Annotated in this window: 12 protein-coding genes; 6 read left to right on the forward strand and 6 right to left on the reverse strand. The window is 67.1% G+C overall.

The genetic code is table 11. The features are described from left to right. Positions 1 to 2 precede the first annotated feature (2 nt). The 6 genes from C1926_RS03775 to grxC all read right to left on the reverse strand — a co-directional run bounded on the left by C1926_RS03775 (position 3) and on the right by grxC (position 4,651). Positions 3 to 752 carry a sulfite exporter TauE/SafE family protein gene (locus C1926_RS03775; protein WP_108758296.1) on the reverse strand — a complete coding sequence of 250 codons (750 nt, stop codon included), beginning with the start codon at positions 750 to 752 and terminating at the stop codon, positions 3 to 5. A 25-nt stretch (positions 753 to 777) separates the two neighbouring features. Next, complete coding sequence (locus C1926_RS03780; protein ID WP_108758297.1) at positions 778 to 1,686, reverse strand: LysR family transcriptional regulator; 909 nt, start codon at positions 1,684 to 1,686, stop codon at positions 778 to 780. A 52-nt stretch (positions 1,687 to 1,738) separates the two neighbouring features. Beyond that, a complete protein-coding gene (locus tag C1926_RS03785; protein WP_108758298.1) occupies positions 1,739 to 2,482 on the reverse strand; it encodes a cysteine hydrolase in 744 nt (247 codons plus the stop codon). Between the two features lie 167 nt (positions 2,483 to 2,649). Then, a complete protein-coding gene (locus C1926_RS03790; RefSeq protein ID WP_079220800.1) occupies positions 2,650 to 3,654 on the reverse strand; it encodes an isocitrate dehydrogenase in 1,005 nt (334 codons plus the stop codon). Between the two features lie 317 nt (positions 3,655 to 3,971). Beyond that, positions 3,972 to 4,364, reverse strand: coding sequence for a carboxymuconolactone decarboxylase family protein (locus C1926_RS03795; RefSeq protein ID WP_108758299.1), 393 nt, complete (start codon positions 4,362 to 4,364; stop codon positions 3,972 to 3,974). Next, the gene (gene grxC / locus C1926_RS03800) at positions 4,361 to 4,651 is read right to left on the reverse strand and encodes a glutaredoxin 3 (RefSeq protein WP_079225103.1); all 291 of its coding nucleotides are present in this window, start codon (positions 4,649 to 4,651) and stop codon (positions 4,361 to 4,363) included. Before grxC ends, C1926_RS03795 begins: the two co-directional genes overlap by 4 nt. Before the next feature lie 88 nt (positions 4,652 to 4,739). On the opposite strand from grxC, the gene C1926_RS03805 reads away from it, so the two are divergent. From C1926_RS03805 to C1926_RS03830, 6 genes are all read left to right on the forward strand, one after another. Beyond that, positions 4,740 to 6,440: a M48 family metalloprotease gene (locus tag C1926_RS03805; RefSeq protein ID WP_174214076.1), complete on the forward strand. Its 1,701-nt coding sequence runs from the start codon at positions 4,740 to 4,742 to the stop codon at positions 6,438 to 6,440. A 116-nt stretch (positions 6,441 to 6,556) separates the two neighbouring features. Beyond that, positions 6,557 to 7,246: a phosphate regulon transcriptional regulator PhoB gene (gene phoB, locus C1926_RS03810; RefSeq protein WP_108758301.1), complete on the forward strand. Its 690-nt coding sequence runs from the start codon at positions 6,557 to 6,559 to the stop codon at positions 7,244 to 7,246. A 104-nt stretch (positions 7,247 to 7,350) separates the two neighbouring features. Next, positions 7,351 to 8,682, forward strand: a complete 1,332-nt coding sequence (phoR, locus tag C1926_RS03815; RefSeq protein WP_108758302.1) for a phosphate regulon sensor histidine kinase PhoR — start codon at positions 7,351 to 7,353, stop codon at positions 8,680 to 8,682. Between the two features lie 4 nt (positions 8,683 to 8,686). Then, positions 8,687 to 10,774, forward strand: a complete 2,088-nt coding sequence (gene ppk1, locus C1926_RS03820; RefSeq protein WP_108758303.1) for a polyphosphate kinase 1 — start codon at positions 8,687 to 8,689, stop codon at positions 10,772 to 10,774. 303 nt (positions 10,775 to 11,077) lie between these two features. After that, the gene (ppx, locus tag C1926_RS03825; RefSeq protein WP_079220795.1) at positions 11,078 to 12,604 is read left to right on the forward strand and encodes an exopolyphosphatase; all 1,527 of its coding nucleotides are present in this window, start codon (positions 11,078 to 11,080) and stop codon (positions 12,602 to 12,604) included. A 347-nt stretch (positions 12,605 to 12,951) separates the two neighbouring features. Continuing rightward, positions 12,952 to 15,870, forward strand: a complete 2,919-nt coding sequence (locus tag C1926_RS03830) for a TonB-dependent receptor (protein ID WP_108758304.1) — start codon at positions 12,952 to 12,954, stop codon at positions 15,868 to 15,870. Positions 15,871 to 16,131: the final 261 nt, after the last annotated feature.

Raw genomic sequence — 16,131 nt, forward strand, 5'->3', positions numbered from 1 at the left:
CCTCAGCGCGACAGCAACACCGGCAGCGCCGAGCACAGCAGGGCGATGCCGGACGCGGTCAGCAGGCCCAGCACGATCTGCCGGAAGCGCGCCTCGCTGATGCCGATGTACAGGCGCGCACCGAGCAGGGTCGGCACCAGCATGGCCGGGGCCACGATGGCGAAGTACGGCAGCATCTGCCGGGTGACCATGCCATTACCCACGTAGGTGGCCATGGTCACCGCCAGCATGGCCAGGTTGAAGTTCTGGATGACCGCGCGCTGCTCATCCTTGCCGAAGCCGCGCAGCGTGCTCCACAGCGTCGGTACCGGCCCGGCGAACCCGCCGATGCCACTGAGCACGCCGCCGGCCATGCCGGCCACCGCGTCGCCGATGCGCCCACCGACCGTGATCGGCGGCAGCCGGCGCACCATCAGCATCACCGGGCACCAGACCGCCAGAAAACCACCCAGCAGCGCCTTGAACCAGGCCATGTCCAACTGCGGCAGCACCAGCACGCCCAGCGGAATGCCGGCCAAGCCGCCCAGCACGAACGGCAGCAGCAGGCGCAGGTTGAAGCCGCGCCGCACGGTGAACACCGCCAGCAGCTGGCCGGTGAGCGCACCGAATACTGACAGCGCCGCAGCCAGACGCGGGTCCAATCCCCACGCCCAGAAGGACATCGCCACCATCCCGAAGGCGAACCCGGCCAGCCCCTGTACGAAACCCGCGACGATCGCGCCGACCGCCACCAGCAGATAGACCGGATCCATCACGTTCCTCGTTGCCGCGGGGTGGCTACCCTGCCCCGCCCGTCCATGCAGCGTAGTGCGCCGCCAGGTGATCGACCAGCGCGCGCACTTTCGGTGCGAGTGCACGGGCATGCGGGTACAGCGCGAAGTAGCAGCGCTGGCCAGCATTCCAGGCCGGCAGCACGCGGATCAGGCGGCCGGCGCGCAGATCCTCCTGCACGGTCAACGCCGTGAACAGGCTGATGCCCATGCCGGCCATCACCGCTGCGTGCAGGGCCGGCGTGGCATCCACGCGCAGGCGCTGGCCGGCCTCGATGCTGGCGCTGGCACCGCGCGGACCCTGCAGCTGCCACGGCGCACTGGCGGCGGTCGGGCTGAAACCCAGCAGCGTGTGCTGCTGCAGGTCGGTGGCCTGACGCGGCAGGCCGTGCCGGGCCACATAGGCCGGTGCCGCAACCAGGATGCGCGGGCAACGGGCCAGCTCGCGCGCCACCAGCTGGCTGTCCGGCAGCGACGGCGCGATGCGCAGGGCCAGGTCGAAGCCACCGCCGACCACGTCGACCAGCTGATCGTCGGCGGACAGGTCCAGCGAGACCTGCGGGTAGCGGGCGAGGAAGCCGGGCAGCCAGTGCGGCAGTTCCTGGCTGGCCACCACCTGCGGCACGCTGATGCGCAGGCGGCCGCTGGGCTCGGCCTGCCCAGCGCGCGCGCGGTCATCGGCGGTCTGCAGGCGATCAAGCAGGCCTACGGCATCGCGGTAGTAGTCACGCCCGGCTTCCGTCAGCGACAGGCGGCGGCTGTTGCGGTCGAGCAGGCGCACCTGCAGGTGTTCTTCCAGTTGCCGCAGCTGCCGCGACATCGCCGAATGGGTGGTGCCCAGGCGCTCGGCAGCGGCAGTGAAGCTGCCCGCTTCGACGATGGTGCGCAGCGCGCGCAGGGCGGCGAAGTGGTCCATCGAGGGCAGCTCCCGGTAGCGGAGCCCGCGATCTGCGGGCCCCGCCAGCTTATCAAGCGCCGTCGCCGGCCCTGCGCACCGGCAGCGCCAGCAGCGCCTCGGTGCTGATGACCTCACCGAAGGCATCTTCGATCTGTGCCAGCGAGGCGTCGTGCAGCGCGCGATGACCGATGCGCTGGCCGCCGGCCAGATCCAGGTCGCGACTGGCGGTGGCATCACCGGCCACGATCACCCGGTAACCGCGCGGCGCCGCAGCGGCATCGCGCGCCGCCCCCACCACGCAGGCATGGGTCTGCAGGCCGGTGACGATCAAGGTATCGATGCCAGCGTCTTTCAGCACCGTGTCGAGCACGGCGGCCGAAGCACCGGCGAACACGCTGACATTGTCCTTCTGCACCACCGTCTCGCCCTGGCGCGGCAGCAGATCGCGATGGAATGCGGCATTGACGCTGCCCTGCGCGAACAGCGGCGCGCCGGCCGGCAGCACGTGCTGTACGTGGATCACCCGGATGCCATGGGCGTCGGCGAACTGCACCGCGCGCGCGGCCTGGTGCAGTGCAGCCACGCCATCGGGAACGACCATGCGCCCACCGGCGAAGCCCGGCGCGGCGCTGGCATCGAAGTATTCGTTCTGGAAATCGATGACCAGCAGCGCGGTCTTCGCCGCATCGAGAGATGTGGTCGAGGGGGCACCGGCCATGTGGCGGATGGTGGGATGGGCCGGCTCGGCGGCGGCGACCGGTGCGGTGGCGGCCATGCCGATCAGGCTGGCCAGGCCGAAGGCGGAAAGGTTCATGGAACAGCTCCTGTGCGGTGGGAAGTAGGCACAGGATGCGGAGTGCATGGCGCACGAACCAGCCGCGTCCGGGCACATGATCTGTGCGGGAAACGCACCGCTGCCCGTAAACGCAACGGGGCGCCCGAAGGCGCCCCGCTGTGGATCTACCGAGGTTGGCCGGCCGCTTACAGGCGGCTGGCGATGGCCTGGGCGAAGCTCATGGTGGTACCGGTGCCGCCGAGGTCGCCGGTCAGCGAATCCTTGGCTTCCATGGTGGCCACGATGGCCTTGCGCAGGCGCTCGGCGTTTTCCGGCTGGCCGATATGGTCCAGCATCTGTGCGGCCGCCAGCAGCAGCGCGCACGGGTTGGCCTTGCCCTGGCCGGCGATGTCCGGCGCGGTGCCGTGCACGGCTTCGAAGATCGCCGCGTCCTTGCCGATGTTGGCACCCGGGGCCAGGCCCAGGCCGCCGACGAGGCCGGCGCACAGGTCGGAGATGATGTCGCCGAACAGGTTGGTGGTGACGATCACGTCGAACTGTTCCGGACGCATCACCAGCTGCATGCAGCAGTTGTCGACGATCATTTCCTGGAACTCGATCTCCGGGTACTGCGCGGCCACTTCACGGGCGACGTTCAGGAACAGGCCCGAGGTCGACTTGATGATGTTGGCCTTGTGCACGGCGGTGACCTTCTTGCGGCCGACGCTGCGGGCCAGCTCGAAGGCGTAGCGCACGATGCGCTCGGAGCCCTTGCGGGTGATGCGGGTGCCGGAGAAGGCGGTCTCGCCGTCAGCCGAGACTTCCTGGCCTTCGGCCAGGTACGCACCTTCGGTGTTCTCACGGACGGTGATCAGGTCGACCTTGTCGAAGCGCGACTTGGTGTTCGGGAAGGTGTGGGCCGGACGCACGTTGGCGTACAGGTCGAAGTGGCGGCGCAGGCTGACGTTGATCGAGGTGAAGCCACCACCGACCGGGGTGGTCAGCGGGCTCTTCAGCGCGACCTTGTTGCGCGCGATCGATTCCAGGGTCACCGCCGGCATCAGGTCGCCGTGCTTTTCCAGGGCCGCCAGGCCGGCGTCCGCATCTTCGTACTCCAGGCCAGCGTTGAGCTGGTCGAGGACGAACAGGGTGGCGTCCATGATTTCCGGGCCGATGCCGTCGCCGCGGATGACCGTAATTTTCTGCGTCATTGATCGATGTTCCGAACAGGGGGGAATACGCCGTCCGGACGTGCCCGGAAACGCCGGCGCTAAGGAAGTTTCACCCGCAATTATGCCTTACCCGGCTCGGAGACCCCAAATAGGCAATTAGTCCGAGCCGGGTAAGGCAGAATTGCCCGCGCATTCCTCCTCTACCCCCGCCTGTCGGCGCGCCCCTTCAACAAGAAGGGGCTCTTGGGCTGAGAGATCGCGGGAAAGGCCCCGCGCGCAGACCAGAACACGGTAGCGCCGGGCCATGCCCGGCGGCCGTTTGTTCAGGTGTCCGCCGGGCATGGCCCGGCGCTACCTCAGTGCTCGTGCGCTTCCGGGGCGGCGGTGCCGCCTTCAAGCTGGTCGAGGAAGTCGACCGCGCGGCGCAGGTGCGGGATCACGATGGAACCGCCGACCACCAGGCCGACCGAGAAGGTCTCGAAGAACTCCTCGCGGGTCACCCCGGCGTCCTTGCACTGGGCCACGTGGTAGCTGATGCAGTCGTCGCAGCGCAGCACCATCGAGGCCACCAGGCCCAGCAGTTCCTTGGTCTTCACGTCCAGCGCGCCGGCCTGGTAGGTCTGCGTGTCCAGGGCGAAGAAGCGCCGCACTACCTGGTTCGGCTCGCCCAGGATGCGCTCGTTCATGCGCTTGCGGAAATCGGTGAATTCGGCGATGCGGTCCTTGCTGCCGTCGTCGGCCGCGCTCATGCCTGGCCCTGCCCGGCCAGCAGCGGCTCGAGCTTGCCTTCACGGTGCAGGGCCATCATGTCGTCGTAGCCGCCGACATGGACGTCACCGACGAAGATCTGCGGCACGCTGGTGCGGCGGGTCAGGGACATCATCTTCTCGCGCTCGACCGGGTCCAGGTCGATGCGGACCTCGGTCCACTGCTGGCCCTTGCTCTTGAGGAAGTTCTTGGCGGCCACGCAGTACGGGCAGACGGCGGTGGAATAGATGGTGATGGCGGGCGAACCGCCAGCGGGCTGGGCTGTCACGGGAAACTCCACGATGGATCGACGGTCCATATATGGTACCGGTGTGCTGGAATTTCCACGCCACGACCGCAACACTGTGGATTAACGAATGGTTGCCCCCTGCCCTGCCACGCTTGGCGCGCCCTGCCCGAGGACCTCCCGCTTGCGAGCCCTGCTGCTGTCTACCGCCGTCACCCTGGCCCTGGCCATGCCGTTGGCCCAGGCCCAGGAGAAGCTGCCGGACATCGGCTCGTCGGCCGGCGAGCTGCTGACCCCGGCACGGCAGGCCGAGTACGGCGCGATGATGCTGCGCGAGCTGCGCAACTACGGCTACCTGCTGGACGACCCACTGGTCAACGACTGGCTGCAGACCATGGGCACCCGCCTGGGTTCCAACAGCGACCAGCCCCGCCAGCCTTATACGTTCTTCATCATGAAGGACCGCCAGATCAACGCCTTTGCGACCCTGGGCGGCTACATCGGGGTCAACGCCGGCCTGGTGCTGACCGCCGAGCGCGAGGACGAGGTGGCAGCGGTGCTGTCCCACGAAATCGCCCACGTCACCCAGCAGCACGTGCTGCGCGGGGTCGAGCGCGCCCAGCGCGACCAGATCCCGATCCTGCTGGGCATGCTGGCAGCAGTGGTCGCCGCCCAGGCCAGCAACAGCTCCTCCTCCGGCAACGCGACCATGGCCGCGATCAGCTCGGGCATGGGCCTGATGCAGCAGCGGCAGATCAATTACACCCGCTCCAACGAATCGGAGGCCGACCGGCTGGGCATCCGTACCCTGTCCCGCAGCGGCTACGACGTGGACGCCATGGCCGGCTTCTTCGAGCGGATGTCGGCGGCCATGCGCGGCAACGACGGCGGCTACCAGGCACCGGACTTCCTGCAGACCCACCCGGTCAACACCACCCGCATCAGCGAGGCCAAGGCGCGCGCGCAGCAGATGAAGAAGGACACGGTGCTGCTGACCACCAGCACCCCCACCGGCGAGCGCAAGGAGCGGGTGAACCCGGCCGACCCCAGCCTGGGCGAGCCGCTGCTGCGTGGCAGCAACCCGCTGCTGCCCAGCACCGTGCTGCGCCTGCCGATCGGCCAGCTCAGCCGCGGCGCCAGCGGTGATTTCGACTGGGCACGCGAGCGCCTGCGGGTACTCAGCGCCGACACCACGCCGGACCTGGAGCGCGAGTACGCCGACCTGGCCCGGCGCCAGAAGGACGGCCTGACCGACGCCCAGCGCTATGGCCAGGCCCTGGCCGCCATGCGCGGCGGCCCCAGCGGCGCCAACCAGGCCCGGCAGGCCTTGGCCAGCCTGCTGCAGACCCATCCGGACAGCCTGTTCGTGGCCCTGGCCCTGGGTGAAGCCGAATCCCGTGCCGGCCAGCCGGTCCAGGCCAACGCGCGGTTCGAACAGATGCTGCGCGAGCACCCCAACAGCCGCCCAGTGGCGCTGACCTATGCCGAAATCCTGAATGAACAGGGTGGTCGCGAGGCCGGCCAGCGCGCGCAGGCGATGCTGCGGCCGCTGCTGTCGCAAAGCGGTAACGATCCGGTATTCCAGCAGCGTTACGCCCGCGCCAGCGAGCTGGCCGGGGACAGCGTGCGGGCCAGCGAGGCCTATGCCGAGGCGGCCTTCCTCGGCGGCCGCCCGGAGCAGGCGCTGATGCAGCTGCAGGCCCTCAAGCGCAACCCCGAGCTGGACTATGTCGGCCGCGCGCGGGTGGACGCCCGCATCGAGACGATCACCCCGACCGTATTGGAGCTGCGCCGCCAGGGTGTGCAGGACCCGGAGCTGGACCGGCGCTGAGCGCCGCATGACCGGGGCATGGCAATCAGCGCCGATCCCGGCCAGGTAGTCACAAACATGTCATCAAACCGTAGTCTACTGGCACCACTCCAGTAACCGAGCCCTACGGTGTCCTCGTGCAGAAACGCATCCTGATCGTCGATGACGAGCCCGCGATCCGCGAAATGGTCGCCTTCGCCCTCCGCAAGGGCGATTACGAACCTGTCCACGCCGGCGATGCCCGCGAGGCCCAGACCGCGATCGCCGACCGCGTCCCCGACCTGATCCTGCTGGACTGGATGCTGCCCGGCACCAGTGGCCTGGACCTGGCCCGCCGCTGGCGCAAGGAAACCCTGACCCGCGAAGTGCCGATCATCATGCTGACCGCGCGCGGTGAAGAGAATGATCGCGTCGGCGGCCTCGAAGCCGGTGTCGACGACTATGTGGTCAAGCCCTTCTCGGCACGCGAACTGCTGGCCCGCATCCGCGCGGTCATGCGCCGCGCCCGTGACGATGACGAGGACGGCAGCGTGGCGGTCGGCCCGATCCGCATCGACGGCGCCGCCCACCGCGTGTTCGCCAACGACCAGCCGGTGCCGATCGGCCCGACCGAATACCGCCTGCTGCACTTCTTCATGACCCACCCCGAGCGCGTCTACACCCGCGCCCAGCTGCTGGACCATGTGTGGGGCGGCAGCGTGTACGTGGAAGAACGCACCATCGACGTGCACATCCGCCGCCTGCGCAAGACGCTGGAACCGTTCAATGCCGAGAACATGGTGCAGACCGTGCGCGGCGCCGGTTACCGCTTTTCCAACGCGACTTGAGCCTCGTCGTGCCGGCACCGCGCACCTGCCGGTGCCGGTGTCGGCAACTCTGCTATAACCCTCGGTTCACCGCGTGAACCGCCGCCTCCAACGACGAGACCGCAATGCCCCGCCACATCCGCTCCGCCTGGTTGAAGACGCTGGCCTCCGTGGCAGCGGTATTGGTGCTGGCCGGCGTGGTCGGGTGGTTCAGTGGGCATCTGTGGCTGTGCATCGCGCTGGCCGCACTGGCCACGCTGACCTGGCATTACTGGCGCCTGCGCCGCGTGCTGCGCCGGCTGACCGCGCGCCAGCGCTGGGAAACCGCCGAGGAAGGGTCCGGCGTGTGGAACGAGCTGGACCGCCTGCTGTACCGCAACCAGGTGGAAATGCGCGTGCGCAAGCGCCGCCTGCTGGACATGTTGCGCAGTTACCGCGCCGCTGCTGCGGCCCTGCCTGATGCAGTGGTGGTGCTGGACCGCAACAGCCAGCGCGTGCAGTGGTTCAACGAAGCGGCCACCGCCCTGCTCGGCCTGCATCATCCCGGCGATCTGGGTGAAGCCCTGGTCGAACGCCTGCAGCCGATGCCGCTGGCGCACTGGCTGGCCGGCGGCCGCAATGCCGAACCGATCCTGGACGTGCCCTCGCCGGTGGATCCGGCAATCCGGCTGAACCTGCGCCTGATTCCGTATTCCTCCGATTACTGGCTGCTGATCGCCCGCGACGTCAGCAAGCTGCTGCGCCTGGAACAGGTGCGCCGCGACTTCGTCGCCAACGTGTCCCACGAACTGCGCACCCCGCTCACCGTGGTGCACGGCTACCTGGACATGATGGATCCGGAAGACTTCCCCGGCACCGGCCCGATGCTGGAAGAAATGCGCAAGCAGAGCCAGCGCATGGCCCAGCTGGTGGAAGACCTGCTGACCCTGTCGCGGCTGGAATCGCAGGAACACAGCGAAGCGGAGACCGTGGCGATGCAGCCGATGCTGGCCACCCTGCGCCGCGAAGCCGAAGCGCACAGCCAGGGCCGCCACCAGATCAGCATCGACGACCTGGCCGGCGTGGACCTGCTGGGCTCGACCAAGGAACTGCACAGCGCGTTTTCCAACCTGGTCACCAACGCGGTGCGCTACACCCCGGCCGATGGCCGCATCGCCGTGGAGTTCCGCCGCGAAGGCGACGGCGTCGTGCTGGCCGTGCGTGACAGCGGCTACGGCATTCCCGCCACCCACCTGCCGCGCCTGACCGAACGTTTCTACCGGGTGTCCAGCAGCCGCTCACGCGAGAGCGGTGGCACCGGACTGGGCCTGTCCATCGTCAAGCACATCCTCGGCCTGCACCACGCACGGCTGGAGATCGAAAGCGAAGTGGGCAAGGGCTCGGTGTTCTCCTGTCATTTCGATGCCGACCACGTGCGCCCGCGCGAGTCCGCCCCCCTGACCTCCATCGAAGAATGAAGCCATGAGCAGCCTCGGATCCCTCCCCCTCCCCGTGAGCCCGGACAACGATCCACTGCGTGACCCGGCGCTCTACATCAACCGCGAACTGTCCCAGCTGGATTTCAACTTCCGCGTGCTGGCACAGGCGATGGATCCGCAGGTGCCGCTGCTGGAGCGCCTGCGCTTCATGTGCATCTCCTGCACCAACCTGGACGAGTTCTTCGAGATCCGCGCCGCTGCCGTGCGCCACGCGCAGGAATTCGGCCTGCCGCCGGCCCCGGACGGCATGAGCCCGCAGACCATCCTCACCGCCATCCACGACCGCGCCGCCGAACTGGTGGACCAGCAGTACCGCTGCTGGAACGAGACGCTGCGCCCGGCGCTGGCCGAGGCCGGCATCGGCGTGCTCGGCCGCCACTCGTGGAACCACCGCCAGAAGCGCTGGCTGCGCGCGTACTTCCGCAACGAGATCATGCCGGTGCTGTCGCCGCTGGGCCTGGACCCGGTGCATCCGTTCCCGAAGATCCTCAACAAGTCGCTGAACATCGTCGTCGTGCTGAAGGGCACCGATGCGTTCGGCCGCGCCGGCCACCTGGCCATCGTGCGTGCGCCGCGTTCGCTGCCGCGCATCATCCAGCTGCCGGAAAGCCTGGGCGGCGGGCAGAACTTCGTGTTCCTTTCCTCGGTGCTGTCGGCCTTCGTCGACGAGCTGTTCCCGGGCATGGAAGTCCAGGGCGCCTACCAGTTCCGCGTCACCCGCAATTCCGAGCTGGTGGTGGACGAGGAAGAAGTGGAGAACCTGGCCCTGGCCCTGCGCGATGAACTGGTCGACCGCGGCTACCGGCCGGCGGTGCGCCTGGAGATCGCCGAGGACACGCCGAAGGACATCGTGCGCACCCTGCTGCAGAACTTCGGCCTGACCGAAAATGCGGTGTACCGCATCGATGGCCCGGTCAACCTCAACCGCATCATCCAGCTGTACGACCTGGTGCCGCAGCCGGACCTGAAGTACCCGCCGATGAACCCGCGCACCCTGCGCGACAGCGACGGCATCTTCGAGATCACCCGCCGCCAGGACCTGCTGCTGCACCATCCCTTCGATGCCTTCACCGCCGTGCTGGACCTGATCAAGCAGGCGGCGGTGGACCCGAACGTGCTGGCCATCAAGCAGACCCTGTACCGCACCGGCAAGGATTCGCTGATCGTCGATGCGCTGATCCAGGCCGCACGCAACGGCAAGGACGTGACGGTGGTGGTCGAGCTGCGCGCGCGCTTCGACGAAGAAGCCAACCTGGGCCTGGCCGACCGCCTGCAGGAAGCCGGCGTGCAGGTGGTCTATGGCGTGGTCGGGTTCAAGACCCACGCCAAGATGCTGCTGATCGTGCGCCGCGAGGGCCGCAAGCTGCGCCGCTACGTGCATCTGGGCACCGGCAACTACCACAGCGGCACCGCCCGCGCGTACACCGACATCAGCCTGATCACCGCCGATGCGGACATCGGCAATGACGTGCACCTGCTGTTCCAGCAGCTGTCCGGGCTGGCCTCGAAGATGAAGCTCAAGCGCCTGCTGCAGTCGCCCTTCACCCTGCACACCGGCATCCTCGCGCGCATTGAACGCGAGACGCGCATCGCCGCTGCCGGCCGCCCGGCGCGCATCATCGCCAAGATGAATGCACTGAACGAGCCGCAGGTGATCCGCGCGCTGTACGCCGCCTCGCAGGCCGGGGTGCAGATCGACCTGATCATCCGCGGCGCGTGCACCCTGCGCCCGGGCGTGCCGGGCGTCTCGGACAACATCCGCGTGCGCTCGATCGTCGGCCGCTTCCTGGAACACAGCCGCGTGTACTGGTTCGGCAACGACGGCGCGCCGGAGCTGTACTGCGCCAGCGCCGACTGGCTGGAACGCAACCTGCTGCGCCGGGTCGAGACCTGCTTCCCGATCCTCGACCCGGATCTGGCCAAGCGCGTGTACCGCGAAGTGCTGCAGAACTACCTGGACGACAACCTCAACGCCTGGGAGCTGGATGCCGAGGGCATCTACCACAAGCGCACCCCGGCCCACGACGAAGCGCCGCATTCGGCCCAGATGGCGTTGATGCAGGGCCTGTAGGCCGCCCCGGGACAATGCAGGGTCTGTGATCCGGTAGGTGCCGACCGTTGGTCGGCACAATGCAGGGTCTGTGATCCGGTAGGTGCCGACCGTTGGTCGGGACAATGCAGGGTCTGTGATCCGGTAGGTGCCGACCGTTGGTCGGCACAACGCGGCCATGCAGAAACAGCGGGGTCAGAGCCCGTTGCGCAGCAACGGGATCCGACCCCGTGCCGGCCAGCCGCCGGCACTACCGCACTCCCCCTACAAAATGTGAAGGCGATGCGGTGACGAGCACACCGCCCCTTCGGCTAACATTCGTCCATGCCGCATACCACCACGACTCCGCCCGCATTGCAGGATGGCGACCTGCTGGCCGCCATCGACCTTGGCTCCAACAGCTTCCACATGGTCATCGCGCGCTACACGCTCGGCCAGTTGCGGGTCATCGACCGCCTGCGCGAAACGGTACGCATGGCCGATGGCCTGGATGGCAAGGGCGGCCTGTCCAGCGCCGCACGGCAGCGTGCGCTGGAATGCCTGGCCCGCTTCGGCCAGCGCATCCGCAACGTGCCCCCGCACCGCGTGCGCGCCCTGGCCACCAACACCGTGCGCCAGCTGCGTTCGCCGCAATCCTTCCTGGTGCCGGCTGAAACCGCGCTGGGCCACGCCATCGAAGTGGTCAGCGGCCGTGAAGAAGCGCGACTGATCTACCTCGGCGTGGCCCATGCACAGCCGCCCAAGGCCGACCAGCGCCGCCTGGTGATCGACATCGGTGGCGGCTCCACCGAATTCATCATCGGCAAGGGCATGCAGACGCTGGAGCGCGAGAGCCTGCAGGCCGGCTGCATTGCCAGCACGCGCCGCTTCTTCCCCGGTGGCAAGCTCAGCCGCAAGCGCTGGAAGGACGCACTGGCCGAGATCGGCCGTGAGTTCCAGCCGTTTGCCAGCAAGTACCGCGCGCTGGGCTGGCAGGAGGCCCTTGGCTCGTCCGGCACGCACAAGGCAATCAGCGAAATCTGCGCCACGATGAAGCTGAGCAAGGGCGCGATCACCGCCGAGGCCCTGCCGCAGCTGCGCGACGAACTGCTGAAGGCCAAGAAGATCGACGACATCGTGCTGCCCGGCCTGTCCGCCGACCGCCGCCCGATAATCGCCGGTGGCATCCTGGTGCTGGAAGCCGCCTTCCAGGCCCTGGGCCTGGAGAAGCTGCTGGTCAGCAAGGCAGCCATGCGCGAGGGCATCCTGTATGACATCGTCGGCCGCGCCGGCGAGAACGACCCGCGCGACGAATCGGTGGCGGCGCTGACCCAGCGCTATGGCATCGACACCGTGCAGGCCGACCGCGTGCAGGACACCGCCCTGTCGCTGCTGGAGCAGGTGCAGGAGCGCTGGAAGCTGGATGCCGACGACGCCCGCATGCTCGGCTGGGCCGCGCGCCTGCACGAGCTGGGCCTGATGATCGCCCACAGCGGTTACCACGTGCACGGCAGCTATGTGCTGGAGAACTCCGACATCGCCGGTTTCTCGCGGCAGGAACAGCAGATGCTGGCCGCACTGGTGCGCAGCCATCGGCGCAGCGTGGGCAAGTCGGCCTTCGATGCCCTGCCCGAGCGCCTGCTGCTGACCGCGCGACGCCTGACCGCCCTGCTGCGGCTGGCCGTGCTGCTCAACCGCGCGCATGAAGACGCACCGCTGCCGGCGCTGGAATTGACCGCCGACGACACCCGCCTGTCGCTGATCGTGCCGCAGGCGTTCATCGACCCGCGGCCGCTGCTGCGCGCCGACCTGATCGGCGAGACCGAGGGCCTGGCCGGGCTGGGCATCCAGTTCCGCCCCTTCGTGGCCTGATCCGCGCTGCCGGGAGACCCCGGCCAGCCGCCACTGCCTGCCCTGACGACGGCCCCTGACGGGGCCGTCTTCGCGTACGCATTTGCGCATTCTGAAAAATGAACGGGCGTTCAGGCTCCGGCACTGTGCCGAATCTGGCGATTTCACCGTGACGCTAAGGCCTTGCTTTTATTAAATTTAGATGAAATTCAGCGGACAACTTTCGACATATTTTGCTGCAAGCCCTTTACATCGGGTTAACGAACGAGAATAAATCGAAGTCGCCGGCTCAATCGCTTTGATGCGAGCCGACATTTGCCGGGGCTCCTTTGGCCCTGCACCCGAAGCTTCTGAGAGAGAGAGACGCGATGACTTCACGCACCACCGTGCTGGGCAAGGCGATCCGCCACGCCCTGATCGTCGGCACCGTAACGATTGCGCTGCCTGCATTCGCCCAGGACGGCGCCCCTACGACCCTGGACCGCATCGAAATCACTGGCTCGCGCATCCGCCAGGTCGACGTGGAGAACGCGAACCCGGTGTTGGCCATCTCGCGCACCGATATCGAGCGCCAGGGCTTCAGCTCGGTGTCGGACATCCTGCAGAACGTCACCGCCATGGGCAGCCCTGCGATCAGCCGCGCCAATGTGCTCAGCGCGGGCGAAAATGCGGGTGGTACCTACATCGATATGCGCAACCTGGGCGCTCAGCGCACCCTGGTGCTGGTCAACGGCAAGCGCTTGGGCATCAGCACCTCCGGCTACCAGGACGTGTCGACCCTGCCGGTGTCGGCGGTGGAGCGCATCGAAGTCCTGAAGGATGGCGCCTCGGCCATCTACGGTTCGGACGCCATGGCCGGCGTGGTCAACATCATTACCCGCCATGACGCAAACGGCGTGACCGCCAACGTCTACCACGGCCAGTACAGCCAGGGTGACGGCGCCCGTGACCGCTTCGACGTGGTCGCCGGCTGGTCCAACGACCGTGCCTCGATCACCATTTCTGCGGAGCATTCCGAAGAAAAGGCCGTGTGGGCCAAGGACCGCGGGTTCAGCGCCTTCGGCAATACCGACCGCCACCCGACCGAAGCCTGGACCACGGTCAGCCAGTACGGCCAGATCACCGGCCTGAAGGGCCCGGGTTGTGCCGCTGCAGGTTGTGGCTACTCGCTCAACCGCGGCAGCGATCCGCTGAACCCGGCCAACTACCACATCACCAACGCCAGTGCCCCCGACGGCGACGTCAGCAACACCAACGAGCAGATGCACCTGAACTATCCGCTGAAGCGGGACTCGGTGTTCGTCGATGGCCGCGTGAACATCACCGATTCGATCCACTTCAGCACGCAGCTGGGCTACAACAAGCGTGATTCCAGCCGCCAGATCGCCGGCTATCCGCTGCAGTCGTCCACCGCTGGTATCGGTGCGATGTCGGTCAACAGCTACTTCAACCCGTTCGGCAGCCAGCACAACTATGCCACCCCGACCGCCGTGGCGTGGAACCACCGCACCTGGGAAGTGCCGCGCGTCAGCGACAGCTCGCTGAAGACCTATCGCGCCGTGGCCGCCTTCGGTGGCTCGTTCGATATCGGCGAACGCTACTTCGACTGGGAAGTGGGCTACCAGTACAACAAGAACGAGCTGCGCCAGCACGCTACCGGCAACCTGCACAAGCAGCGCGTCAAGGATGCCGTCGGCCCGTCGTACTACAACGCGGCCACCGGCAAGGTCGAATGCGGTACTGCCGCTGCACCGATCGCCAACTGCATGGTCTGGAATCCGCTGATCGCCGCAGGCGTGGTTGATCCTTACGGTCTGACCGGCAACCAGGCCCTGATCGACTACCTGATGCCGGCTGAGAATTCCACCGGCAAGACCGTTGGCAAGAACTTCTTCGCCTCCATCGCCGGCAGCATCGTCACTCTGCCGGCCGGTGACCTGGGCTTTGCGTTCGGCCTGGAAAACCGCAAGGAAACCGGTGAATTCATTCCCGACGCGCTGGCCCAGACCGGCGCCACCACCAACCTGGCCGCTGGCCCGACCGGTGGCGGTTACAAGGTGAAGGAAGCCTACCTGGAGCTCAACGTCCCGGTCCTGGCGGACCTGCCGGGCGCCAAGGAACTGAGCTTCAACGCCGCCACGCGCTTCTCCGACTACGACACCTTCGGCAACACGCTGAACAGCAAGTTCGGCTTCAAGTGGCGTCCGATCGACCAGCTGCTGGTCCGCGGCACCTGGGCGGAGGGCTTCCGCGCCCCGACCATCAACGATCTGTACGGCGGCGGTTCGGAAACCTTCACCACCGGCTACGCCGATCCCTGCGATACCGTCTACGGCCCGTCCAAGGACAGCGCAGCAGTACGCGCACGTTGCGCTCGCGACATCGCCAACGCCGATACCTACCGCCAGCTGAAGCAGGGCCTGGTACCGATCACCAGCAGCACTGACCAGACGCCGGTGCCGTTCACCAACGGCTCGAACCCGAACCTCCAGCCGGAGACCTCCAAGAGCAAGACGCTGGGCGTTGTGTGGAGCCCGCAGTTCATCCAGAACTTCAACGTCTCGCTGGACTGGTGGAAGATCCGCATCGACAACACCATCATCGCCGACAGCCCGAACCAGATCCTGATCGACTGCTACGAGCAGGGCATCGACGCCCGCTGCCTGCAGTTCACTCGTGATCCGGCGCTGGGCATCGTCAACAAGCTGACCTACGGCAATCGCAACGCCGGTTTCCTGGAAACCGAAGGTTACGACATGGACCTGACCCATCGTCTGGCAACCGACTCGATGGGTACCTTCTCCACCAACTGGTCGACCACCTACGTCAGCTCCAACGTATTCCGCTCGACCAACGACGGCAAAGTGGTGCCGACGCCGATCAACGGCATCGCCACCAACAGCGTCAGCGGTTTCCGCGTCCGCTCGAACCTGACCCTGGGCTGGGATCTGGGCGACTTCGGTATCAGCTGGACCGCGCGTTACTACTCCGGCGTGAAGGAACAGTGCCTGGATGTGGGCAAGCACGCAGACGAATGCTCCGATCCGGGCGTGCGTGCCCCCTGGTACCCGGGCTCGCGCAACTACAACGAGCGCGGCTCGGTCACCTTCCACGACGTGCAGTTCCGTTACAACCTGCCGTGGGATGCCACCGTTTCGGTCGGTGCCAACAATGTGTTCGAGAAGTACGGCCCGAACATGTACAGCAAGCCGAACTCGGTGTTCTCCTACTACGGTGGCTATGACATCGGCCGCTTTGTGTACATGAAGTACCAGCAGCGCTTCTGATCCATCGCGCCGCCGCATCTGTTGAACAACCACGGCCCTTCGGGGCCGTGGTTTTTTTGTCGCTAATGAACAGAAGGCGGCCGCGCCAGATCGACGGCGTGGCGTCTCCCGGCGCTCTCTCGTTTTGCACTGCAACGCACACAAGTTCTTGAACCTCCGCAGGTAACGCGGAATACGACAGCGCCGATGCAGCCACCGGTCGCTTTCTGCCTTTACGGAATTTGAACGCTGCGCGTTAGTGGCGTGCCGTCGCGATGAACG

It is taken from the genome of Stenotrophomonas sp. ZAC14A_NAIMI4_1 (assembly GCF_003086915.1).
Classification (GTDB): Bacteria; Pseudomonadota; Gammaproteobacteria; order Xanthomonadales; family Xanthomonadaceae; genus Stenotrophomonas.